Below are 16,387 nucleotides of genomic sequence, written 5' to 3' on the forward strand. Positions count from 1 at the left end.
CGATGAACGCCCCCACCGAACAACCCCTCACGGCCGCGCCCATCGGCCTGGCCGCGCTCGAGGCGCGCCTGCGGCAAGACCTGTCGTGGCTCGGCCTGCCGGCCAAACGCTGGGTGCCGTCGACCTCGGCGCCAGGCGAGGTGCCGCTTGACGTGGCGATCGTCGGCGGCGGCATGGCGGGCCTGGCGCTGCTGGCCACGCTCACGCACCTGGGCCTGCACGCCCGCATCTACGACCGGTCGCCTGCCGGCTTCGAAGGCCCCTGGGCCACCACCGCGCGCATGGAAACGCTGCGCTCGCCCAAGGAACTCACCGGCCCTGCGCTGGGCCTGCCGGCGCTGACCTTTCGCGCCTGGTTCGAGGCGCAGTGGGGCCTGGCGGCCTGGGACGCGCTCGACAAGATCCCGCGCCTGCAATGGGCCGAGTACCTGCGCTGGTACCGCCGCGTGCTCGGCCTCGACGTGCGCAACGAACAGCAGGTGAGGGCGGTGCTGCCCCGCGCCGACGGCGTGGTGCAGCTCGACCTGGCCGATCTTGCTGCCGAAGGCAAGCCGTACAGCGTGCAGGCGCGCCATGTGGTGCTCGCAACCGGCCGCGACGGCCTGGGCGGCGCCTGGGTGCCCGACTGGGCGGCTTCGCTGCCGCGCGACCGCTGGGCCCATTCGTCGGAGCGCTGGGACGCCGCGAGCCTGCGCGGCAAACGCGTCGCGGTGGTCGGCGGCGGCGCCTCGGCCATGGACGCCGCCGCGACCGCGCTCGAGGCCGGCGCCGCGCGCGTCGACCTGCTGATCCGCCGCGCCGACCTGCCGCGCGTCAACAAGGGCAAGGGCGCGGGCAACCCGGGCATGGTCCACGGTTTCTGGCAACTGCCGGACGAGTGGAAATGGCGCATGCGCCACTACATCAACGTGCAGCAGGTGCCGCCGCCGCACGGCAGCACGCTGCGCGTGTCGCGCCATGCGAACGCGCACTTCCAGCTCGGCACGCCGGTGCTGGGCGCCGCGCAGCGCGCCGACGGTGCGCTGCGCCTGGACACGGCCAAGGGACCGCTGGCGGCGGACTTCGTCGTGTTCAGCACGGGCTTTCGCACCGACTGGGCGCTGCGGCCCGAGTTCGCTGCTTTTTCGTCGCAGGTGCGCGTGTGGCAGGACCGCTTCACGCCGCCCGAAGGCACCGCCGACAGCGAACTCGCGGAATCGCCGGACCTCGGGCCCCTCTTCGAGTTCCAGCCGAAGACGCCAGGCGCCTGCCCGGGCTTGGAGCGCGTGCACTGCTTCAACTACGCGGCCTCGCTCTCGCACGGTGCCGCGGCCGGCGACATTCCGCAGATCACCGACGGCGCCCAGCGCCTGGCGCGCGGGCTTGCGGCCAAGCTGCTGAGCGAGGACGCCGACCAGCACTTCGCCGCCATGCAGCGCTATGCCGAGCCCGAGCTCGACGGCGACGAATGGACGCCCTCGGCGCTGCCGCCTTACAGCGAGCCCGTCGAGCATGACGCCGCGCCCGGCCGCGAGGTGACGCCGTGACCGGCTGGCTGCTGCGCCGGCTGCTGCAGGCGCTGCTCGTGGTGGTGGCGATGACGCTGATCGTCTTCGTCGGCCTGCACGCCATCGGCAACCCGATCGACATCCTCATCGGCGAGGACATGAACCAGCAGGAGCGCCTGGCCGCCATCGCCCGGCTCGGGCTCGACCAGCCGCTGTGGCGCCAGTACCTGGCCTTCGTGGACGGCGCGCTGCACGGCAGCCTGGGCCGCAGCTTCGTCTACCAGGAAGACGCCGTGCGCCTCATCCTGCAGCGCCTGCCCGCGACGATGGAGCTGGCCTTCGCGGCGCTGCTGATGGCCATCGTGGTGGGCGTGCCGCTGGGTCTGTTCGCGGGCATGAAGCCCGAGCATCCGGTGTCGCGCGTGCTCATGGCGACCAGCATCGTCGGCTTCTCGCTGCCGGCGTTCTGGGTGGCGCTGATGCTGATCATGGTGTTCAGCGTGCAGCTCGGCTGGCTGCCCGCCAGCGGGCGCGGCGCCACGCGCGAGCTGTTCGGCGTGCAGTGGTCCTGGCTCACGCTCGACGGCTGGCAGCACCTGCTGCTGCCGGCGTTCAACCTCGCGCTCTTCAAGATCTCTCTGGTGCTGCGGCTCACGCGCGCCGGGGTGCGCGAGGTGCTGCCGCAGGACTACGTGAAGTTCGCGCGCGCCAAGGGCCTCACGCCCACGCGCGTGGTGCTGATGCACGTGCTGCGCAACACCATGATCCCGCTGGTCACGGTGCTGGGGCTGGAGCTGGGCGCGACCATCGCCTATGCGGTGGTCACCGAGACCATCTTCGCCTGGCCGGGTGCGGGCAAGCTGATTCTGGACAGCATCAATTCGCTCGACCGGCCCGTGGTGGTGGCCTACCTGATGGTGGTCGTCGTGATCTTCGTGACGCTGAACCTCGTCGTCGACCTGCTCTACAAATTGCTCGACCCGCGCGTGCGGCTGGAAGGTGCGAAATGAGCGCAGCGAAAAGCTACGACGAACGCTCGATCTGGTGGCGCGTGGCCGCCGACTTCCTGCACTCGCGCATCGCCGTCGGCGGGTTGGTGCTGCTGGCCGTCGTGGTGCTGGCCGCGCTGCTCGCGCCCTGGATCACGCCGCAGAACCCCTACGACCTGCTGCAGCTCGACGTGCTCGACGCGCGCCTGCCGCCGGGCTCCCACAGCAGCGAGGGCGGCTACACCTACTGGCTCGGCACCGACGGGCAAGGCCGCGACCTGTACTCGGCCATCGTCTATGGCTTGCGCATCAGCCTGACGGTGGGCGTGGGCTCGGCGCTGATCGCCGCGGTGGTCGGCACGCTGGTCGGCCTCATTGCCGCCTATGCCGGCGGCAAGGTCGACGCGCTGCTGATGCGGCTGGTCGACCTGCTGCTGTCGTTCCCCACCATCCTGATGGCGCTGATGATCCTGGCGTACGTCGGCAAGGGCGTGGGCAACGTGATGCTCACGCTGGTGCTGCTCGAATGGGCCTACTACGCGCGCACCGCGCGCGGCCAGGCGCTGGTCGAGGCCCGGCGCGAGTACGTGGACGCGGCGCGCGGGCAGGGCATTGCGCGCTGGCGCATCGTCACCGGCCACATCCTGCCGAACTGCCTGCCGCCGCTGCTGGTGATCGGCGCGCTGCAGATCGCGCGCGCCATCACGCTGGAAGCGACGCTGTCGTTCTTGGGGCTCGGCGTGCCGATCACCGAGCCATCGCTGGGGCTGCTGATCTCCAACGGCTACCAGTACCTGCTGTCCAACGAATACTGGATCAGCTTCTTTCCCGGCGTCGCCCTGCTGGCCGCCATCGTCGCGATCAACCTGGTGGGCGACCAGCTGCGCGACGTGCTGAACCCGAGGTTGCAGAAATGAGCGCCGTACCCGTGCAAGACCTCGAGGTGCCGACGCTCGAAGTGCGCAACCTGCAAACGCGCTTCCACACGCGCGCCGGCGTGCTGCCGGTGGTCGACGGGGTTTCGTTCACGCTGGGCCGCGGCAAGGTGCTGGGGCTGGTGGGCGAGTCGGGCTCGGGCAAGTCGGTGACCGGCTTCTCGATCATGGGCCTGGTCGATCCGCCCGGACGGGTCGAGGGCGGGCACGTGCTGTTCCAGGGCCGCGAGCTCACGCAGCTGCCGGCCACCGAGCGGCGCGAGCTGCGCGGCAACCGCATCGCGATGATCTTCCAGGACCCGATGGCCACGCTCAACCCGGTGCTGCGGGTCGACACGCAGATGATCGAGGCGGTGAAGGCGCACCAGCGCGTGTCCACCGAAGAAGCGCGCCGCCATGCGCGCGACACGCTGGGGCGCATGGGCATTCCCAGCCCCGAAGAGCGGCTGCGCGCGTATCCGCATCAGCTGTCGGGCGGCATGCGCCAGCGCGTGGCCATTGCCATCGCGATGCTGCACGGGCCCGACCTGATCATCGCGGACGAGCCCACCACCGCGCTCGACGTGACGATCCAGGCGCAGATCCTCTCGGAAGTTCAGAAGCTCGTGCGCGAGACCGGCACCTCGCTCATCTGGATCAGCCACGACCTCTCGGTGGTGGCGAGCCTGGCCGACGAGATTGCCGTGATGTACGCCGGGCGCATCGTCGAGCACGGCACCGTGGCCGACGTGCTCGACCATCCGCAGCATCCGTACACGCGCGGGCTCATCGACAGCCTGCCGAGCGCCAACGCACGCGGTGCGCGGCTGCGGCAGATCCAGGGCATGACGCCGAGCCTGCTCGACATGCCGGCCGGTTGCGCCTTCGCGCCGCGCTGCCCGCATGCGGACGCCGCCTGCGGGCAGCGGCCCGGGGTGTCGCGCCCGCGGCACGATGCGCCGTGGCACGAGGTGCGCTGCTTTCATCCGCAGCGGGGCAAGCTGGCGCCTGCGGTGCCGGCCGTGCTGCCCGCGACGACGCGCGCACCGGCGCAGGAACAGGACGTGCCGCTGATCGAACTGCGCCAGGTCGCGCAGCGCTTCGGCGCCACGCCGCCGCCCGGCGCGGTGGGCCGCACCTTGCGCAGCATCGGCCTGGGCAAGCCGCCGGTGGTCACGCACGCGGTCGACGGTGTCGACCTGTCGGTGCGGCCCGGCGAGGTGGTCGGGCTGGTCGGCGAATCGGGCTGCGGCAAATCGACGCTGGGCCGCATCGCCGCGGGCCTGCTCACGCCGACCGAGGGCGAGGTGGTCGTCGGCGGCAAGCCGGTGGCGAGCCTGTCGGCCGAGGAACAGCTCGCCGCGCGCCTGCGCATCCAGATGGTGTTCCAGGACCCGTATGCGAGCCTGAACCCGCGCCTGCGCGTCTCGCGCATCGTGGGCGAGGCCGCGCTGCTGCACGGCCTGACCGATGCCGCCGGGCAGGACGACTACGTGTGCGCCCAGCTGCGGCGCGCCGGGCTCGACCCCGCGCTGCGCCATCGCTACCCGCACCAGTTCAGCGGCGGCCAGCGCCAGCGCATCGGCATCGCACGCGCGCTCGCGGTGCAGCCCTCGATGCTGGTGTGCGACGAGGCGGTGGCCGCGCTGGACGTGTCGATCCAGGCGCAGATCCTCAACCTCTTCATGGATCTGCGCGACCAGCTCGGGCTGGCGTACCTGTTCATCAGCCACGACCTCGGGGTGATCGAGCACCTGTGCGACCGCGTGGTCGTGATGTACCTGGGCCGCGTGGTGGAAAGCGCACCGGTGGCCGAGCTGTTCGCGCGGCCCGCCCACCCGTACACGCAGGCGCTGCTGGCCGAGATTCCGAGCATCGACGCGCGGCGCACCAGCTTCAGCGCCATTCGCGGCGAAATTCCGAGCCCCATCGCGCCGCCCACGGGCTGCCACTTCCATCCGCGATGTCCGCAGGCGATGCCGCGCTGCAGTACCGAGGCGCCGCAGCTGCGCGGCATCGCGATACGGCACGAAACCGCGTGCCACCTGTACGACGCGCACTGACTTCCTGCTTCTACCGCCCCCTGATTTCGCTAAAGGATTTTTCATGAACCGCCTGCTTCCCATCGTTGCCGCCGCGCTGCTCGCCACGGGCGCCGCCGCATCGGCCCAGACCCTGTCCATCGGCTTCGCCGACCCGGTCTCCTCGGTCGACCCGCAGCTCAACAACCATGCGGGCGACCGTTCGCTCGCGCTGCATTTCTGGGACTCCATCGTCAACTCGCGCGACGGCGGCAAGCTGGAACCCGCGCTGGCGTCGAGCTGGAGGACGCTGGACGACAAGACCTGGGAATTCAAGCTGCGCACCGACATCAAGTGGCAGGACGGCACGCCTTTCACGGCCGAGGACATCGTGTATTCCTTCCAGCGCGCGCGCAACGTGCCGGGCAGCGTGGCCTCATATTCGGGCGCGCTGCGCACGGTCGAGTCGGCCACCGCCAAGGACCCGGCCACGCTCGTCATCAAGACCAACACGCCCAACCCGATGCTGCCGCTGGAGATCGCGTCGATCTACATCGTGAGCAAGCACGTGGGCGAGAAGTCGAAGACCGAGGACTACAACGCGGGCCGCGCCGTGGTCGGCACCGGCCCCTACAAGTTCGTCTCCTACGTGCCGGGCGACCGCACGGTGTTCGAGCGCAACCCCGGCTATTACGGCCCCAAGCCGCTGTGGGAGAAGGTCAACTACCGCTTCATCAACAACGGCGCGGCGCGCACCGCGGCGCTGCTGGCCGGCGACGTGGACGTGATCGACAAGGTGGCCGTCACCGACGTCGAGAAGCTGCGCAAGGACCCGAAGGTCAGCGTCTACACGTACCCGGGCCTGCGCGTGCTGCTGCTGCAGCCGAGCTTCAAGGCGGGCCCCAACGAGTTCATCACCGACAACGCGGGCAAGCCGCTGGAGAAGAACCCGCTGCTCGACGTGCGCGTGCGCCAGGCGCTGTCGCTGTCGATCAACCGCAAGGCCATCGTCGACCGGGTGCTGCAGGGCACGGTGACCGAGGCCAACCAGTGGATGCCCAAGAACAGCTTCGGCTACAACCCCGAAGTGCCCGCCATCGCCTACAACCCCGAGCAGGCGAAGAAGCTGCTGGCCGATGCCGGTTTTCCGCAGGGCTTCCAGATTGCGATCCACGTGCCGGGCGACCGCTACCCGCAGGCGCCCGAGACGGTGCAGGCGGTGGCGCAGTTCTGGAGCCGCATCGGCGTGAAGACCAAGGTCGAGGTGGTGCCGTGGGCCGTGTACTCGAGCCGCGCGAACAAGAACGACTTTGCCGTCAGCGTGATCGCCTGGGGCAACGGCACGGGCGAGGCCGGCTATGGCCTGCTGCAGACGCTGACCACGCCCGACGCCAAGCGCGGCCGCGGCTCGAACAACTGGGGCCGCTACAGCAACGAGTCGGTCGACAAGGCGCTGGACGCCGCCACCGTCGAGTTCGATGCCAAGCGCCGCGAAGCCATCTTCCGCCACGCCGCCAAGCTGGTGACCGACGACGTGGGCCAGATCCCGCTGTACCACTACCAGAACATCTGGGCCGCGAAGAAGGGCCTGAAGGTCGAGCCGCTGCTGAGCGACCGCACGACGGCGATGCAGGTCACCAAGCTCAAGTGAAGGTGCGCGCATGCTGAGCATCACGCCGGAGGACGCGCTGATCGACGTGCCGCGCCGCATCGCGGTCGAAGGGCTGGCGCCGGGCGAGCAGATCGAGATTGCGAGCACGACGCTGCGCGGCGCGGCCGTGCCCTGGCGCGCATCGGCGCGCTTCGTGGCCGATGCGCAGGGCACGGTCGACCTGCAACGCGACGCGCCGCTCTCGGGCAGCTACCAAGGCGTGTCGGCAATGGGCCTGGTCTGGTCCCAGGTGCCCGACACGTCCGGTGCGCGCGAGCAGTTCGGCGCCGAGCCGGGCGCGGCGCTGCGCACCGACATCACCGTGCGCCGCGCCGGCGATGCGAGCGAAATCCATGGCGGCTTCGTGCAGCGCCTTGCCGCGCAGGGCGTGACGCGCCGCGAAGTGCGCGAAGAAGGCCTGGTCGGCACGCTCTACCTGCCCGCGGGCCCTGGGCCGCATCCGGCCGTGATGATCCTGAACGGCTCCGGTGGCGGCATCAACGAGCCGCGCGCCGCGCTGTACGCCTCGCACGGCTACGCGGCCTTTGCGCTCGCGTACTTCAAGGCGCCGGGCCTGTCGGACTACATCTCGAACACCCCGCTCGAATACTTCGAGACCGCGCTGGCGTGGCTGCATCGCACGGTGCGGCCGGCCGATGGCTTCGTCGCGCTGAGCGGCCAGTCGCGCGGCGGCGAGCTGGTGCTGCTGCTGGGCACGCTGTTTCCGGAATCGGTGTCGGCCGTCATCGGCTACGTGCCCGGCGCCGTGGTGCATTGCGCGCAGAACGCCTGCGACCCGGCGCTGGGGCGCGAAGGCCCGGCCTGGATCTTCCGTGGGCAGCCGCTGCCGCATGTGTGGGAGCACAACCGCACGGCCACCTGGGCGCCCTGGGACGAAGGCCCGGAGCCGCGCCGCCATGCCGATGCGCTCTTCACCGCGCTGCAGGACCCCGAAGCCGTGGAGCGCGCGCGCATCAAGGTCGAGCAGATCCGCGGCCCGGTGATGCTGCTGTCGGCCACCGACGACGGCTCCTGGCCGTCGAGCCTGTACAGCCGCATGGTGACCGAGCGCCTCGCGCAGTTCGCGCATCCGCACGCGGTGGAACACCTCGATTTCGAGGGCGCGGGCCATTCGATCCTGTTTCCGTATGTGCCGACCACGCAGCTCGGCTATGCCCATCCGGTGTCGGGCCGGCGCAGCACCTCGGGCGGCACGCCCGCGAACAACGCGCATGCGGACGAGGCCTCCTGGCAGGGCGTGCTGCGCTTCCTGCAGCAGGCCGTGGCCGCACGCAACACATCCTTCGGAGACAACGCCCATGACTGATTCAAGCCCTTCCGTCGACCTCGCCGACATTGCCGACCTCGTGGACGCCTGCGTGCCGCTGGTCGCCGGCAGCCCTGCGCATGCGGTGCGCCACCAGCGCGACAAGGTGGTGGCCGCCACGCAGGGCAGCTACGACGCCTTGTTCGATCCGCAGTTGTCGGGTCCGCCGCTGGCCGAGCGGCTGCTGGCCGCCCATGCCATCGCACGCAGCGCGGGCAGCGCCGCGCTGCAGGCGCACTACCGTGCGCGGCTCGATGCGCTGGCGCCGCTGAGTGCGGCGCAGCAGGCGGCGGCCGATGGCGCGCCGGTCGAAGCGCTCGGCGCTGAGCCGCGGCTGCAGGCGGTGCTCGCGTTCACGCGCACGCTGACCGACCGCCCCGTGGAGGGCGACCGCGAGGCGCTGCTGAAGCTGCCCGCGGCCGGCCTCTCGACGCCCGAGGTGGTGGCGCTGGCGCAGCTGATCGCCTTCGTGGCCTACCAGGTGCGCGTGGTCGCGGGCCTGCAGGCGCTGGCCGCCCTCCGTGGTAGCGACGGCGGCGACGGCGCCGCACCGGTGGTGGACGACCAGGCGGCGCCCTTCGTCCACCCGGCCAACCTGCCGCCGCCGGGCGAGCCGCTGCGCATCGACGGCTACACCAGCGAGACGCTGGGCTGGAAGGCCTGGCTGCCGGTGATCGACCTGGCGCAGGCCTCGCCCGAGCAGGTGCGGGTGCTCGACAGCAGCCACCCGAAGGCGCGCAGTTCCGACTACTACCTGCTGCTGGTGCACCAGCCGCGCATCCTGCAGGAGCGCGCCACGGTGTTCAACGCCATCATGTACGCGCCGGGCGGCCTGTCGCGCGCCGAGCGCGAGCTGGCCAGCGCGGTGGTGTCGCGCGTCAACGGCTGCGTGTACTGCGCTTCGGTGCACGCGCAGCGCTTCGAGCAACTGGCGCGGCGCAACGACGTGATCGCGCAGGTCTTCACCGACCCGGAAACGGCCGGCACCACGGCGCGCGAACGCGCCATCGTGCAGCTGTCGATCGCGCTCACGCGCGAGCCGGGCGGCTTCGGTGCGGCGCAACTGCAGGCCGTGCGTGCCGCCGGCCTCACGCCGCTCGAGATCCTGGACACCGTGCACGCGGTGGCGATCTTCGCTTGGGCCAACCGTTTGATGCTGAACCTGGGCGAGCCGGTGTTTCCTGCGCGCGGCTGAACGCCCGCCTGCACCGCGATCGCATCGATCGCGTCGCTGCATCCCGGTGCTCTGGATTCCGCAGGCGTGCGAGTCCTGCTTCAAGCTTCGTGTGCCGGGTCAAGAGGCATTGACCCAAGGCTGCGCAGCCAGCGGCGTGTCCGTGGTCGCTAGCCATCCTCCGCCCAGCGTCTTGTAGAACGTCACCAGGTTGGTGAAGCGCGACAGGCGCGTGCCGATCAGGTCTTGCTGGGCCGTGTAGAGCGAGCGCTGCGAGTCGAGCACGCTCAGGTAGCTGTCCACGCCGCGCTGGAAACGCGCCTGCGACAGGCGATAGCTCTCCGCCGTCGCATTGACCAGCGACTGCTGTGCGTCGAGCTGGCGCCCGAGCGTGTTGCGTTGGGCCAGCGCGTCCGACACTTCGTGGAACGCCGTCTGGATCGCCTTCTCGTACTGCGCCACCGAGATGTCGCGGCTCACGGTGGCGATCTTCAGGTTGGCCCGGTTGGCACCGCCGTCGAAGATCGGCAGCGAGACCTGCGGCGCGAAGCTCCAGGCGCCCGAGCCGCCCTTGAACAGGCCCGAGAGCTGGCTGCTCGACGTGCCGGCCGAAGCGGTGAGGCTGATGCTCGGATAGAAGGCCGCGCGCGCCGCGCCGATGTAGGCATTGGCGGCCTTGAGATCGCGCTCGGCCTGCACGATGTCGGGGCGGCGCTGCAGCAGGTCGGAAGGCAGCCCCGGCGGAATGGTGGCCAGCGGGTTCGCCGCCGCGGTCGTGCCGTCCGGCAAGGCCTTGGGCAGCAGCTCGTTCGGCACGTCGGCGCCCACGAGCAGCACGAGCGCATTGCGGTCCTGCGCCACCTGCGAGGTGTAGCGCTCGACGTCGACACGCGCGGCGTCCACGCTGGTCTGCGCCTGGCTCAGCGTGAGCGCCGACGCCACGCCCAGCTCGAAGCTGCGCTGGTTGAGCCGGTACGAGTCGCCCTGGCTCTGCAGCGTGTCGCGTGCCAGCTGCAGGCGGTCCTGGTCGGCGGCGAGTGTGAGGTAGGCGGTCGCCACCTCGGCCACCAGCGTGATCTGCGTGCTGCGGCGCGCCTCGGCCGTGGACAGAAACTGCTGCAGTGCCTGTGCGCTCAGGCTGCGCACGCGGCCGAACAGGTCGATCTCGTAGGCGCTGAAACCGAGCGATGCGCTGTACTGGTGGGCAGTCAGCGCGGCGCCCGTGGACGACAGGTCGGCCGGGGTGCGGCTGCCGCTGCCGCCGGCGCTGGCGCTGACGCTGGGGAACAGCGCCGCGTCCTGCACCCGGTACTGCGCGCGGGCTTTCTCGATGTTCAGCACCGCCACGCGCAGGTCGCGGTTGTTGGCAAGGCTCATCTCGATCACGCGCTGCAGCGACGCGTCGGTGAACACGTCGCGCCAGCCGAGATCGGAGACCGGCGTGGCGGCCGTGTCGGCACTGGCGTCGCCAGCGAACCTGAGCGGCACGGGCGCCGCGGGTTGCTGGTAGGCGGGCATCAGGCTGCAGCCGGCCGTCAGGGCCGTGAGGGCGCAGAGCGCGAGGGGTGTGAAGCGGAACAGGTTCATGACGTACACCTCAGGATGCGGCCGCGGCCGGTTGCGTGTGCGATGCGGTCGGCGCGACCGGTGCGGAAGTGCCCTTGAACAGGCGGCGCACCAGCACGAAGAAAAGTGGCACGAAGAAAATCGCGAGCAGGGTGCCTGACAGCATGCCGCCGATCACGGCCGTGCCCAGCGCATGCTGCGCGCCGGCCCCCGCACCGCTGCCCAGAACCAGCGGCAGCACGCCGAGGATGAAGGCCATCGATGTCATGAGGATGGGGCGCAGGCGCAGGCGCGCCGCTTCCAGCGCCGAATCGACCAGGCCCTTGCCCTGCGCATGCAGGTCTTTCGCGAACTCGACGATCAGGATGGCGTTCTTCGAAGCGAGGCCGATGGTGGTCAGCAGGCCCACCTGGAAGTAGACGTCGTTCATCTTCCAGGTGAGGATGGCGCCGATGAGCGCACCCAGCACCCCGAGCGGCACCACCAGGATCACCGAGAACGGAATGGCCCAGCTCTCGTAGAGCGCGGCCAGGCAAAGGAACACGATCAGGATCGACAGACCGTACAGCAGGCCGGTCTGCCCGCTCGACGCCTTTTCCTGGCGCGACAGGCCCGTCCATTCGTAGCCGATGCCCGCCGGCAACTGCGCCACTGCCGCTTCCACGATGGCCAGCGCCTCGCCGCTCGATGCGGCACCCGGCATGGCCATGCCCAGGATCTCCACCGACGGAACGCCGTTGTAGCGCTCCAGGCGGGGCGAGCCCGAGTTCCAGCTCGCCTTGGCGAACGAGGTGAAGGGCACCATGGTGCCTGCGCCGTTGCGCACATACCAGCGGTCGATGTCCGCGGGCAGCATGCGGTACTGCGCGTCGGCCTGCAGCATCACCTTCTTCACGCGTCCCTTGTCGATGAAGTCGTTGACGTAGCTGCTGCCCCATGCGGCCGAGAAGGTGTCGTTGATGTCGCTCATCGAAAGACCCAGGGCCTGCGCCTTGTGCGGATCGATCTCCAGCCTGAATTCGGGCGTGTCCTCCATGCCGTTGGGGCGCACGGCCACCAGGCGCTTGTCCTTGGACAGCGTGCCGAGCAGCTGGTTGCGCGCCTGCATCAGGGCCGCGTGCCCGAGGTTGCCGCGGTCCTGCAGCATCAGGTCGAAGCCGGTCGCGTTGCCGAGCTCGGCCACGGCCGGCGGCGCGAAGGCAAACACCTTCGCGTCGCGGATCGTGTTGAAGAAAGCGCCGGCCTTCGCCGCCACGCCCGTCACGCTCAGTGCCTCACCCTTGCGCTCGTCCCAGGGCCTGAGCTTGATGAAGGCAAAGCCCGTGTTCTGCCCGCTGCCCGCGAAGCTGAACCCCGCCACCGTGAAGATGCCCGAGACGGCGTCCTTCTGGTCGACCAGGAAGTGGTGCTCCACCTGGCGGATCACTTCTTCCGTGCGCGCGTTCGTGGCGCCCGGCGGCAGCTGCACCAGCGCATACATCGTGCCCTGGTCTTCGTCCGGCAAGAAGCCGACCGGCAGTTTCATGAAGGCGAACACCACGACGGCGAGCAAGACGGCGTACAGGGCCATGTAGCGCCAGCCCTTGCCCACCATGTGGCGCACGACGCCCTGGTAGCGATGGTTGCCGCGGTCGAAGCTGCGGTTGAACCAGCCGAAGAAGCCGGTGGTCGCCATCGCGTGGCCCTTGTGCACCGGCTTGAGCAGCGTGGCGCACAGGGCTGGCGTGAGCACCAGCGCCACCAGCACCGACAGCGTCATGGCGGAGACGATGGTGATCGAGAACTGCCGGTAGATCACGCCCGTGGAGCCGCCGAAGAACGCCATCGGCACGAACACCGCCGCCAGCACCAGGGCCACGCCGACCAGCGCGCCGGTGATCTGCCCCATCGACTTGCGCGTAGCCTCTTTCGGCGACAGGCCTTCTTCGGTCATCACCCGCTCGACGTTCTCGACCACCACGATGGCGTCGTCCACCAGCAGGCCGATGGCCAGCACCATGGCGAACATCGTCAAGGTGTTGATGGTGAAGCCGAAGGCCGCGAGCACGCCGAAGGTGCCCAGCAGCACCACCGGCACCGCGATGGTGGGAATGAGCGTCGCGCGAAGGTTCTGCAGGAACAGGTACATCACCAGGAACACCAGCACCACGGCCTCGATCAGCGTGCGCACCACCTCCTCGATGGAGATGCGCACGAAGGGCGTGGTGTCGTAGGGCTTCTGCACCTTCATGCCCGGCGGAAAGAACTTCTCGAGCTCGGCCACGCGCGCGTCGATGCCCTTGACCGTGTCGAGTGCGTTGGCGCCCGCGGCCAGCTTGATGGCCAAGCCGGCGGCCGGCTTGCCGTTGTAGCGGCCGACCGTGCTGTACGACTCGCTGCCCAGCTCGATGCGGGCCACGTCGCGCAGGCGCACCTGCGCGCCGTTGGTCTGCGTGCGCAGCAGGATGTCCTCGAACTCCTGCGCGGTCTTCAGCCGTGTCTGCGAGGTGATGGTCGCGTTGATCTGCTGGTTGTCCGCCGCCGGCATGCCGCCGAGCTGGCCGGCCGACACTTGCGCGTTCTGCGCCTGGATCGCGGTCTTCACGTCCAGCGGCGTGAGGCTGAAGTTGGCGAGCTTGTTCGGGTCGAGCCACACGCGCATGGCGTACTGGGAACCGAAGAGCGTGGTGTCGCCCACGCCCTCGACGCGGCTCAGGGCGTCCTGCACGTTCGCCGCCACGTAGTCCGACAGGTCGGAGCCGTTCATGCGGCCGTCCTCGGAGACGAAGGCCAGCACGTTCAGGAAGTTGGTGGCCGACTTGGTGACGGTGACGCCCTGCTGCTGCACTTCTTGCGGCAGCAGCGGCGTGGCCAGCGACAGCTTGTTCTGCACCTGCACCTGCGCGGTGTCGGGGTCGGTGCCGTTCTCGAAGGTGAGCGTGATGGTGACCGAGCCCGACGACTCGCTGGTCGAGGCCATGTAGCTCAGGCGGTCCAGCCCCTTCATCTTCTGCTCGATGACCTGGGTGACGGTGTCTTCCAGCGTCTTGGCGGAGGCGCCGGGGTAGTTGGCGGTGATGGCCACGGCCGGCGGCGCGATGCTGGGGTACTGCGCGATCGGCAGGCTGGCAATGGACATGACGCCGCCCAGCATCACGATGATGGCGAGAACCCACGCGAAGATGGGGCGGTCGATGAAGAAACGTGCCATGGCGGTCTGTTCCGATCAGTTGGCCGCACCGGCGGGGGCGGCTTGGGCGGCCCTGGCGGTCTCGGTGCCCGCCTTGGGTTCGGCCTGGGCCTTCGGCTTGGGCGTCCATGGCACCGTCTTCACCTGCACTCCGGGCGCCGCGCTTTGCTGGCCGTCCACCACGAGCTGGTCGCCGGCCTGCAGGCCGCTGCGCACCAGCCACTGGTCGCCGATGGCGCGATCGGTCTCGAGCGCGCGTTGCTGCAGCTTGTGCCCGGCGTCCACCACATAGGCCGTCGGCTTGCCCGCGCCGTCGCGCGACACCGCCTGCTGCGGCACCAGCAGCGCCTGTTCCTTCACGCCTTCCTGCAGCACCGCGCGCACGTACATGCCGGGCAGCAGGTCTGCGTTGGGGTTGGGGAACACCGCGCGCAGCGTGATGGCGCCGGTGTTCTGGTCGACCGTGACGTCGGAGAACTCGAGCTTGCCTTCCAGCGGGTAGGTGCTGCCGTCTTCGAGCAGCAGCCGCACCCGGGCGGCATTGGCACCGCTTTTCTCGAGGTCGCCGCGCGCCATGGCCTGCTTGAGCCGGAGCATGGCCGTGCTGGGCTGGTTCACGTCCACGTAGATCGGGTCGAGCTGCTGGATGGTGGCCAGCGCGGTCGACTGGCTGGCCGTGATCAGCGCGCCGGGCGTGACCGACGACTTGCCGATGCGGCCCGAAATCGGCGCATCGATGCGTGAATAGGCCAGGTTGATGCGGCTGGTTTCCACATTGGCCCTGGCCGCGGCGACGTCCGCCTCGCCCTGCTGCAACGAGGCTGCGGCGTCGTCGTAGTCCTGCTGGCTCACCGCCTTGATGGCCACCAGCTCCTTGTAGCGCTCGGCCTTGAGCCGCGTGGTGACCAGGCTGGCCTGCACCTTGGCCAGCGCGGCGACGTTGCTGTCGTAGGTGGCCTTGTATGTGGCGGGATCGATCTGGTAGAGCGCCTCCCCGGCCTTCACGTCGCTGCCTTCGCGGAACTTGCGTGCCTTCACGATGCCGCCGACCTGCGGGCGCACGTCGGCAATGAGGAAGGGCACGGTGCGCCCCGGCAGCTCGGTCGTGAGGGCCACGCGCTGCGGCTGCACCGTGACCACGCCGACCTGGGGCGTGCCGGGCGCCGGCGCCGGCCCGCCCGGCGGCTTGCCGCAGGCCACGAGCATGCAGGTGGAGACGAGGGCCGCGGCACAGGTCAGGCCGTAGGTGAGAGGGGGGCGCATGGCGGTTCTCCGGGGGAAAAGCGACGGGACATGGAGGGCCCGATCGGCGGTTAAATAGACAGTGCTGTACTGAAATGTATTTTGACTTCGAGGGCGTGTCAATCAATAATGATCAAACGTGTACAGAAATAGGAGGCAATGACATGCGGGTGAAAACCGAAGCGAAGCGCGACGCGATCGTTCAGGTGGCGTCGGAGGTCTTCAGGGAATTGGGGTTCGAGGGCGCCTCCATGGTGGAGATCGCCGCGCGCGTGGGCGGCTCCAGGGCGACCCTGTACGGGTACTTCAGCTCGAAGGAAGAACTGTTCGTCGCGGCGATCCACGCCTCGGCGAGCCAGCATTTCGACCCCATCTTCTCGGTGCTGGCGCAGGAAGGGGAAGACGATCTGGCGCAGGTGCTGCAGCGTTTCGGCGAGAAGGTGCTCGCCGTGGTGTGCTCGCAGGAGGTCGTTCAGGGGCACAGGGCCGTGATCGCCGAGGCCGGCCGCAGCGACATCGGGCGGCTCTTCTACGAGGGCGGGCCCAAGAAGGGCGTGACCGCGCTGGCAGGCTTCCTTTCGCGGCAGATGCAAAGGGGCCGCTTGCGAACGGCCGACCCCATCTCGGCGGCGCATCATCTGATGAGCCTGCTGGATTCGGAGACCGTCAAGCCGAGCCTGCTGGGCATCCAGGGGCCCTTGACCCGCAAGGAGCTCCGAGAGGCAACGCGGCGCGCGGTGCAGGTGTTTCTTGGCGGCTACGCCGAAAGAGGCGAGGTCGCCGAATAAGCCAACCGATGGCCCGGGCCGGGCCGGTGGCCATGGCCCGCGCGTTGAAGTTCAACGGT

General features: G+C 69.7%; 11 protein-coding genes and 1 pseudogene. 9 read left to right on the forward strand and 3 right to left on the reverse strand.

Annotation, left to right across the window (positions count from 1 at the left end):
* The first annotated feature begins 2 nt into the window (after positions 1-2).
* From AC1DJH_RS15275 to AC1DJH_RS15310, 8 genes and pseudogenes are all read left to right on the forward strand, one after another.
* Positions 3-1,526 (forward strand): SidA/IucD/PvdA family monooxygenase, encoded by a 1,524-nt coding sequence (locus AC1DJH_RS15275; RefSeq protein WP_478186211.1) that lies wholly within the window; start codon positions 3-5, stop codon positions 1,524-1,526.
* Positions 1,523-2,497: an ABC transporter permease gene (locus AC1DJH_RS15280; protein WP_478186212.1), complete on the forward strand. Its 975-nt coding sequence runs from the start codon at positions 1,523-1,525 to the stop codon at positions 2,495-2,497. The genes AC1DJH_RS15275 and AC1DJH_RS15280 overlap by 4 nt, the downstream gene beginning before the upstream one ends.
* On the forward strand, positions 2,494-3,393 hold the full coding sequence (locus AC1DJH_RS15285) for an ABC transporter permease (RefSeq protein WP_435439175.1): 900 nt from the start codon (positions 2,494-2,496) through the stop codon (positions 3,391-3,393). The genes AC1DJH_RS15280 and AC1DJH_RS15285 overlap by 4 nt, the downstream gene beginning before the upstream one ends.
* Positions 3,390-4,442, forward strand: a pseudogene (locus AC1DJH_RS15290) (ABC transporter ATP-binding protein); the annotation flags it as partial. The gene AC1DJH_RS15285 and the pseudogene AC1DJH_RS15290, both read left to right, overlap by 4 nt.
* Before the next feature lie 12 nt (positions 4,443-4,454).
* A complete protein-coding gene (locus tag AC1DJH_RS15295; protein WP_478186307.1) occupies positions 4,455-5,453 on the forward strand; it encodes an ABC transporter ATP-binding protein in 999 nt (332 codons plus the stop codon).
* Positions 5,454-5,496: 43 nt separating this feature from the next.
* Positions 5,497-7,062: an ABC transporter substrate-binding protein gene (locus tag AC1DJH_RS15300; RefSeq protein WP_478186213.1), complete on the forward strand. Its 1,566-nt coding sequence runs from the start codon at positions 5,497-5,499 to the stop codon at positions 7,060-7,062.
* Positions 7,063-7,072: 10 nt separating this feature from the next.
* The gene (locus AC1DJH_RS15305; protein WP_478186214.1) at positions 7,073-8,389 is read left to right on the forward strand and encodes an acyl-CoA thioester hydrolase/BAAT C-terminal domain-containing protein; all 1,317 of its coding nucleotides are present in this window, start codon (positions 7,073-7,075) and stop codon (positions 8,387-8,389) included.
* Positions 8,382-9,584, forward strand: a complete 1,203-nt coding sequence (locus AC1DJH_RS15310) for a CMD domain-containing protein (RefSeq protein ID WP_478186215.1) — start codon at positions 8,382-8,384, stop codon at positions 9,582-9,584. Before AC1DJH_RS15305 ends, AC1DJH_RS15310 begins: the two co-directional genes overlap by 8 nt.
* Before the next feature lie 99 nt (positions 9,585-9,683).
* On the opposite strand, the gene adeC is transcribed toward AC1DJH_RS15310, so the two are convergent.
* From adeC to AC1DJH_RS15325, 3 genes are read right to left on the reverse strand one after another with little or no spacing between them, the layout of a single operon-like run.
* Complete coding sequence (adeC, locus tag AC1DJH_RS15315) at positions 9,684-11,150, reverse strand: AdeC/AdeK/OprM family multidrug efflux complex outer membrane factor (protein WP_478186216.1); 1,467 nt, start codon at positions 11,148-11,150, stop codon at positions 9,684-9,686.
* A gap of 10 nt (positions 11,151-11,160) precedes the next feature.
* Positions 11,161-14,319: an efflux RND transporter permease subunit gene (locus AC1DJH_RS15320; protein WP_478186217.1), complete on the reverse strand. Its 3,159-nt coding sequence runs from the start codon at positions 14,317-14,319 to the stop codon at positions 11,161-11,163.
* 15 nt (positions 14,320-14,334) lie between these two features.
* On the reverse strand, positions 14,335-15,561 hold the full coding sequence (locus tag AC1DJH_RS15325; RefSeq protein WP_478186218.1) for an efflux RND transporter periplasmic adaptor subunit: 1,227 nt from the start codon (positions 15,559-15,561) through the stop codon (positions 14,335-14,337).
* Between the two features lie 143 nt (positions 15,562-15,704).
* Here AC1DJH_RS15325 and AC1DJH_RS15330 point away from each other — a divergent pair, with 143 nt between their 5' ends.
* A complete protein-coding gene (locus AC1DJH_RS15330) occupies positions 15,705-16,328 on the forward strand; it encodes a TetR/AcrR family transcriptional regulator (RefSeq protein WP_478186219.1) in 624 nt (207 codons plus the stop codon).
* Positions 16,329-16,387 lie beyond the last annotated feature (59 nt).

The organism is Variovorax sp. 10N412 (genome assembly GCF_056394985.1).

Coding starts and splice junctions, on each gene's coding strand:
- AC1DJH_RS15320 (WP_478186217.1), bottom strand. CDS start 14,319: ATGGCACGTTTCTTCATCGACCGCCCCATCTTCGCGTGGGTTCTCGCC.
- adeC (WP_478186216.1), bottom strand. CDS start 11,150: ATGAACCTGTTCCGCTTCACACCCCTCGCGCTCTGCGCCCTCACGGCC.
- AC1DJH_RS15310 (WP_478186215.1), top strand. CDS start 8,382: ATGACTGATTCAAGCCCTTCCGTCGACCTCGCCGACATTGCCGACCTC.
- AC1DJH_RS15330 (WP_478186219.1), top strand. CDS start 15,705: ATGCGGGTGAAAACCGAAGCGAAGCGCGACGCGATCGTTCAGGTGGCG.
- AC1DJH_RS15275 (WP_478186211.1), top strand. CDS start 3: ATGAACGCCCCCACCGAACAACCCCTCACGGCCGCGCCCATCGGCCTG.
- AC1DJH_RS15325 (WP_478186218.1), bottom strand. CDS start 15,561: ATGCGCCCCCCTCTCACCTACGGCCTGACCTGTGCCGCGGCCCTCGTC.
- AC1DJH_RS15300 (WP_478186213.1), top strand. CDS start 5,497: ATGAACCGCCTGCTTCCCATCGTTGCCGCCGCGCTGCTCGCCACGGGC.
- AC1DJH_RS15305 (WP_478186214.1), top strand. CDS start 7,073: ATGCTGAGCATCACGCCGGAGGACGCGCTGATCGACGTGCCGCGCCGC.
- AC1DJH_RS15285 (WP_435439175.1), top strand. CDS start 2,494: ATGAGCGCAGCGAAAAGCTACGACGAACGCTCGATCTGGTGGCGCGTG.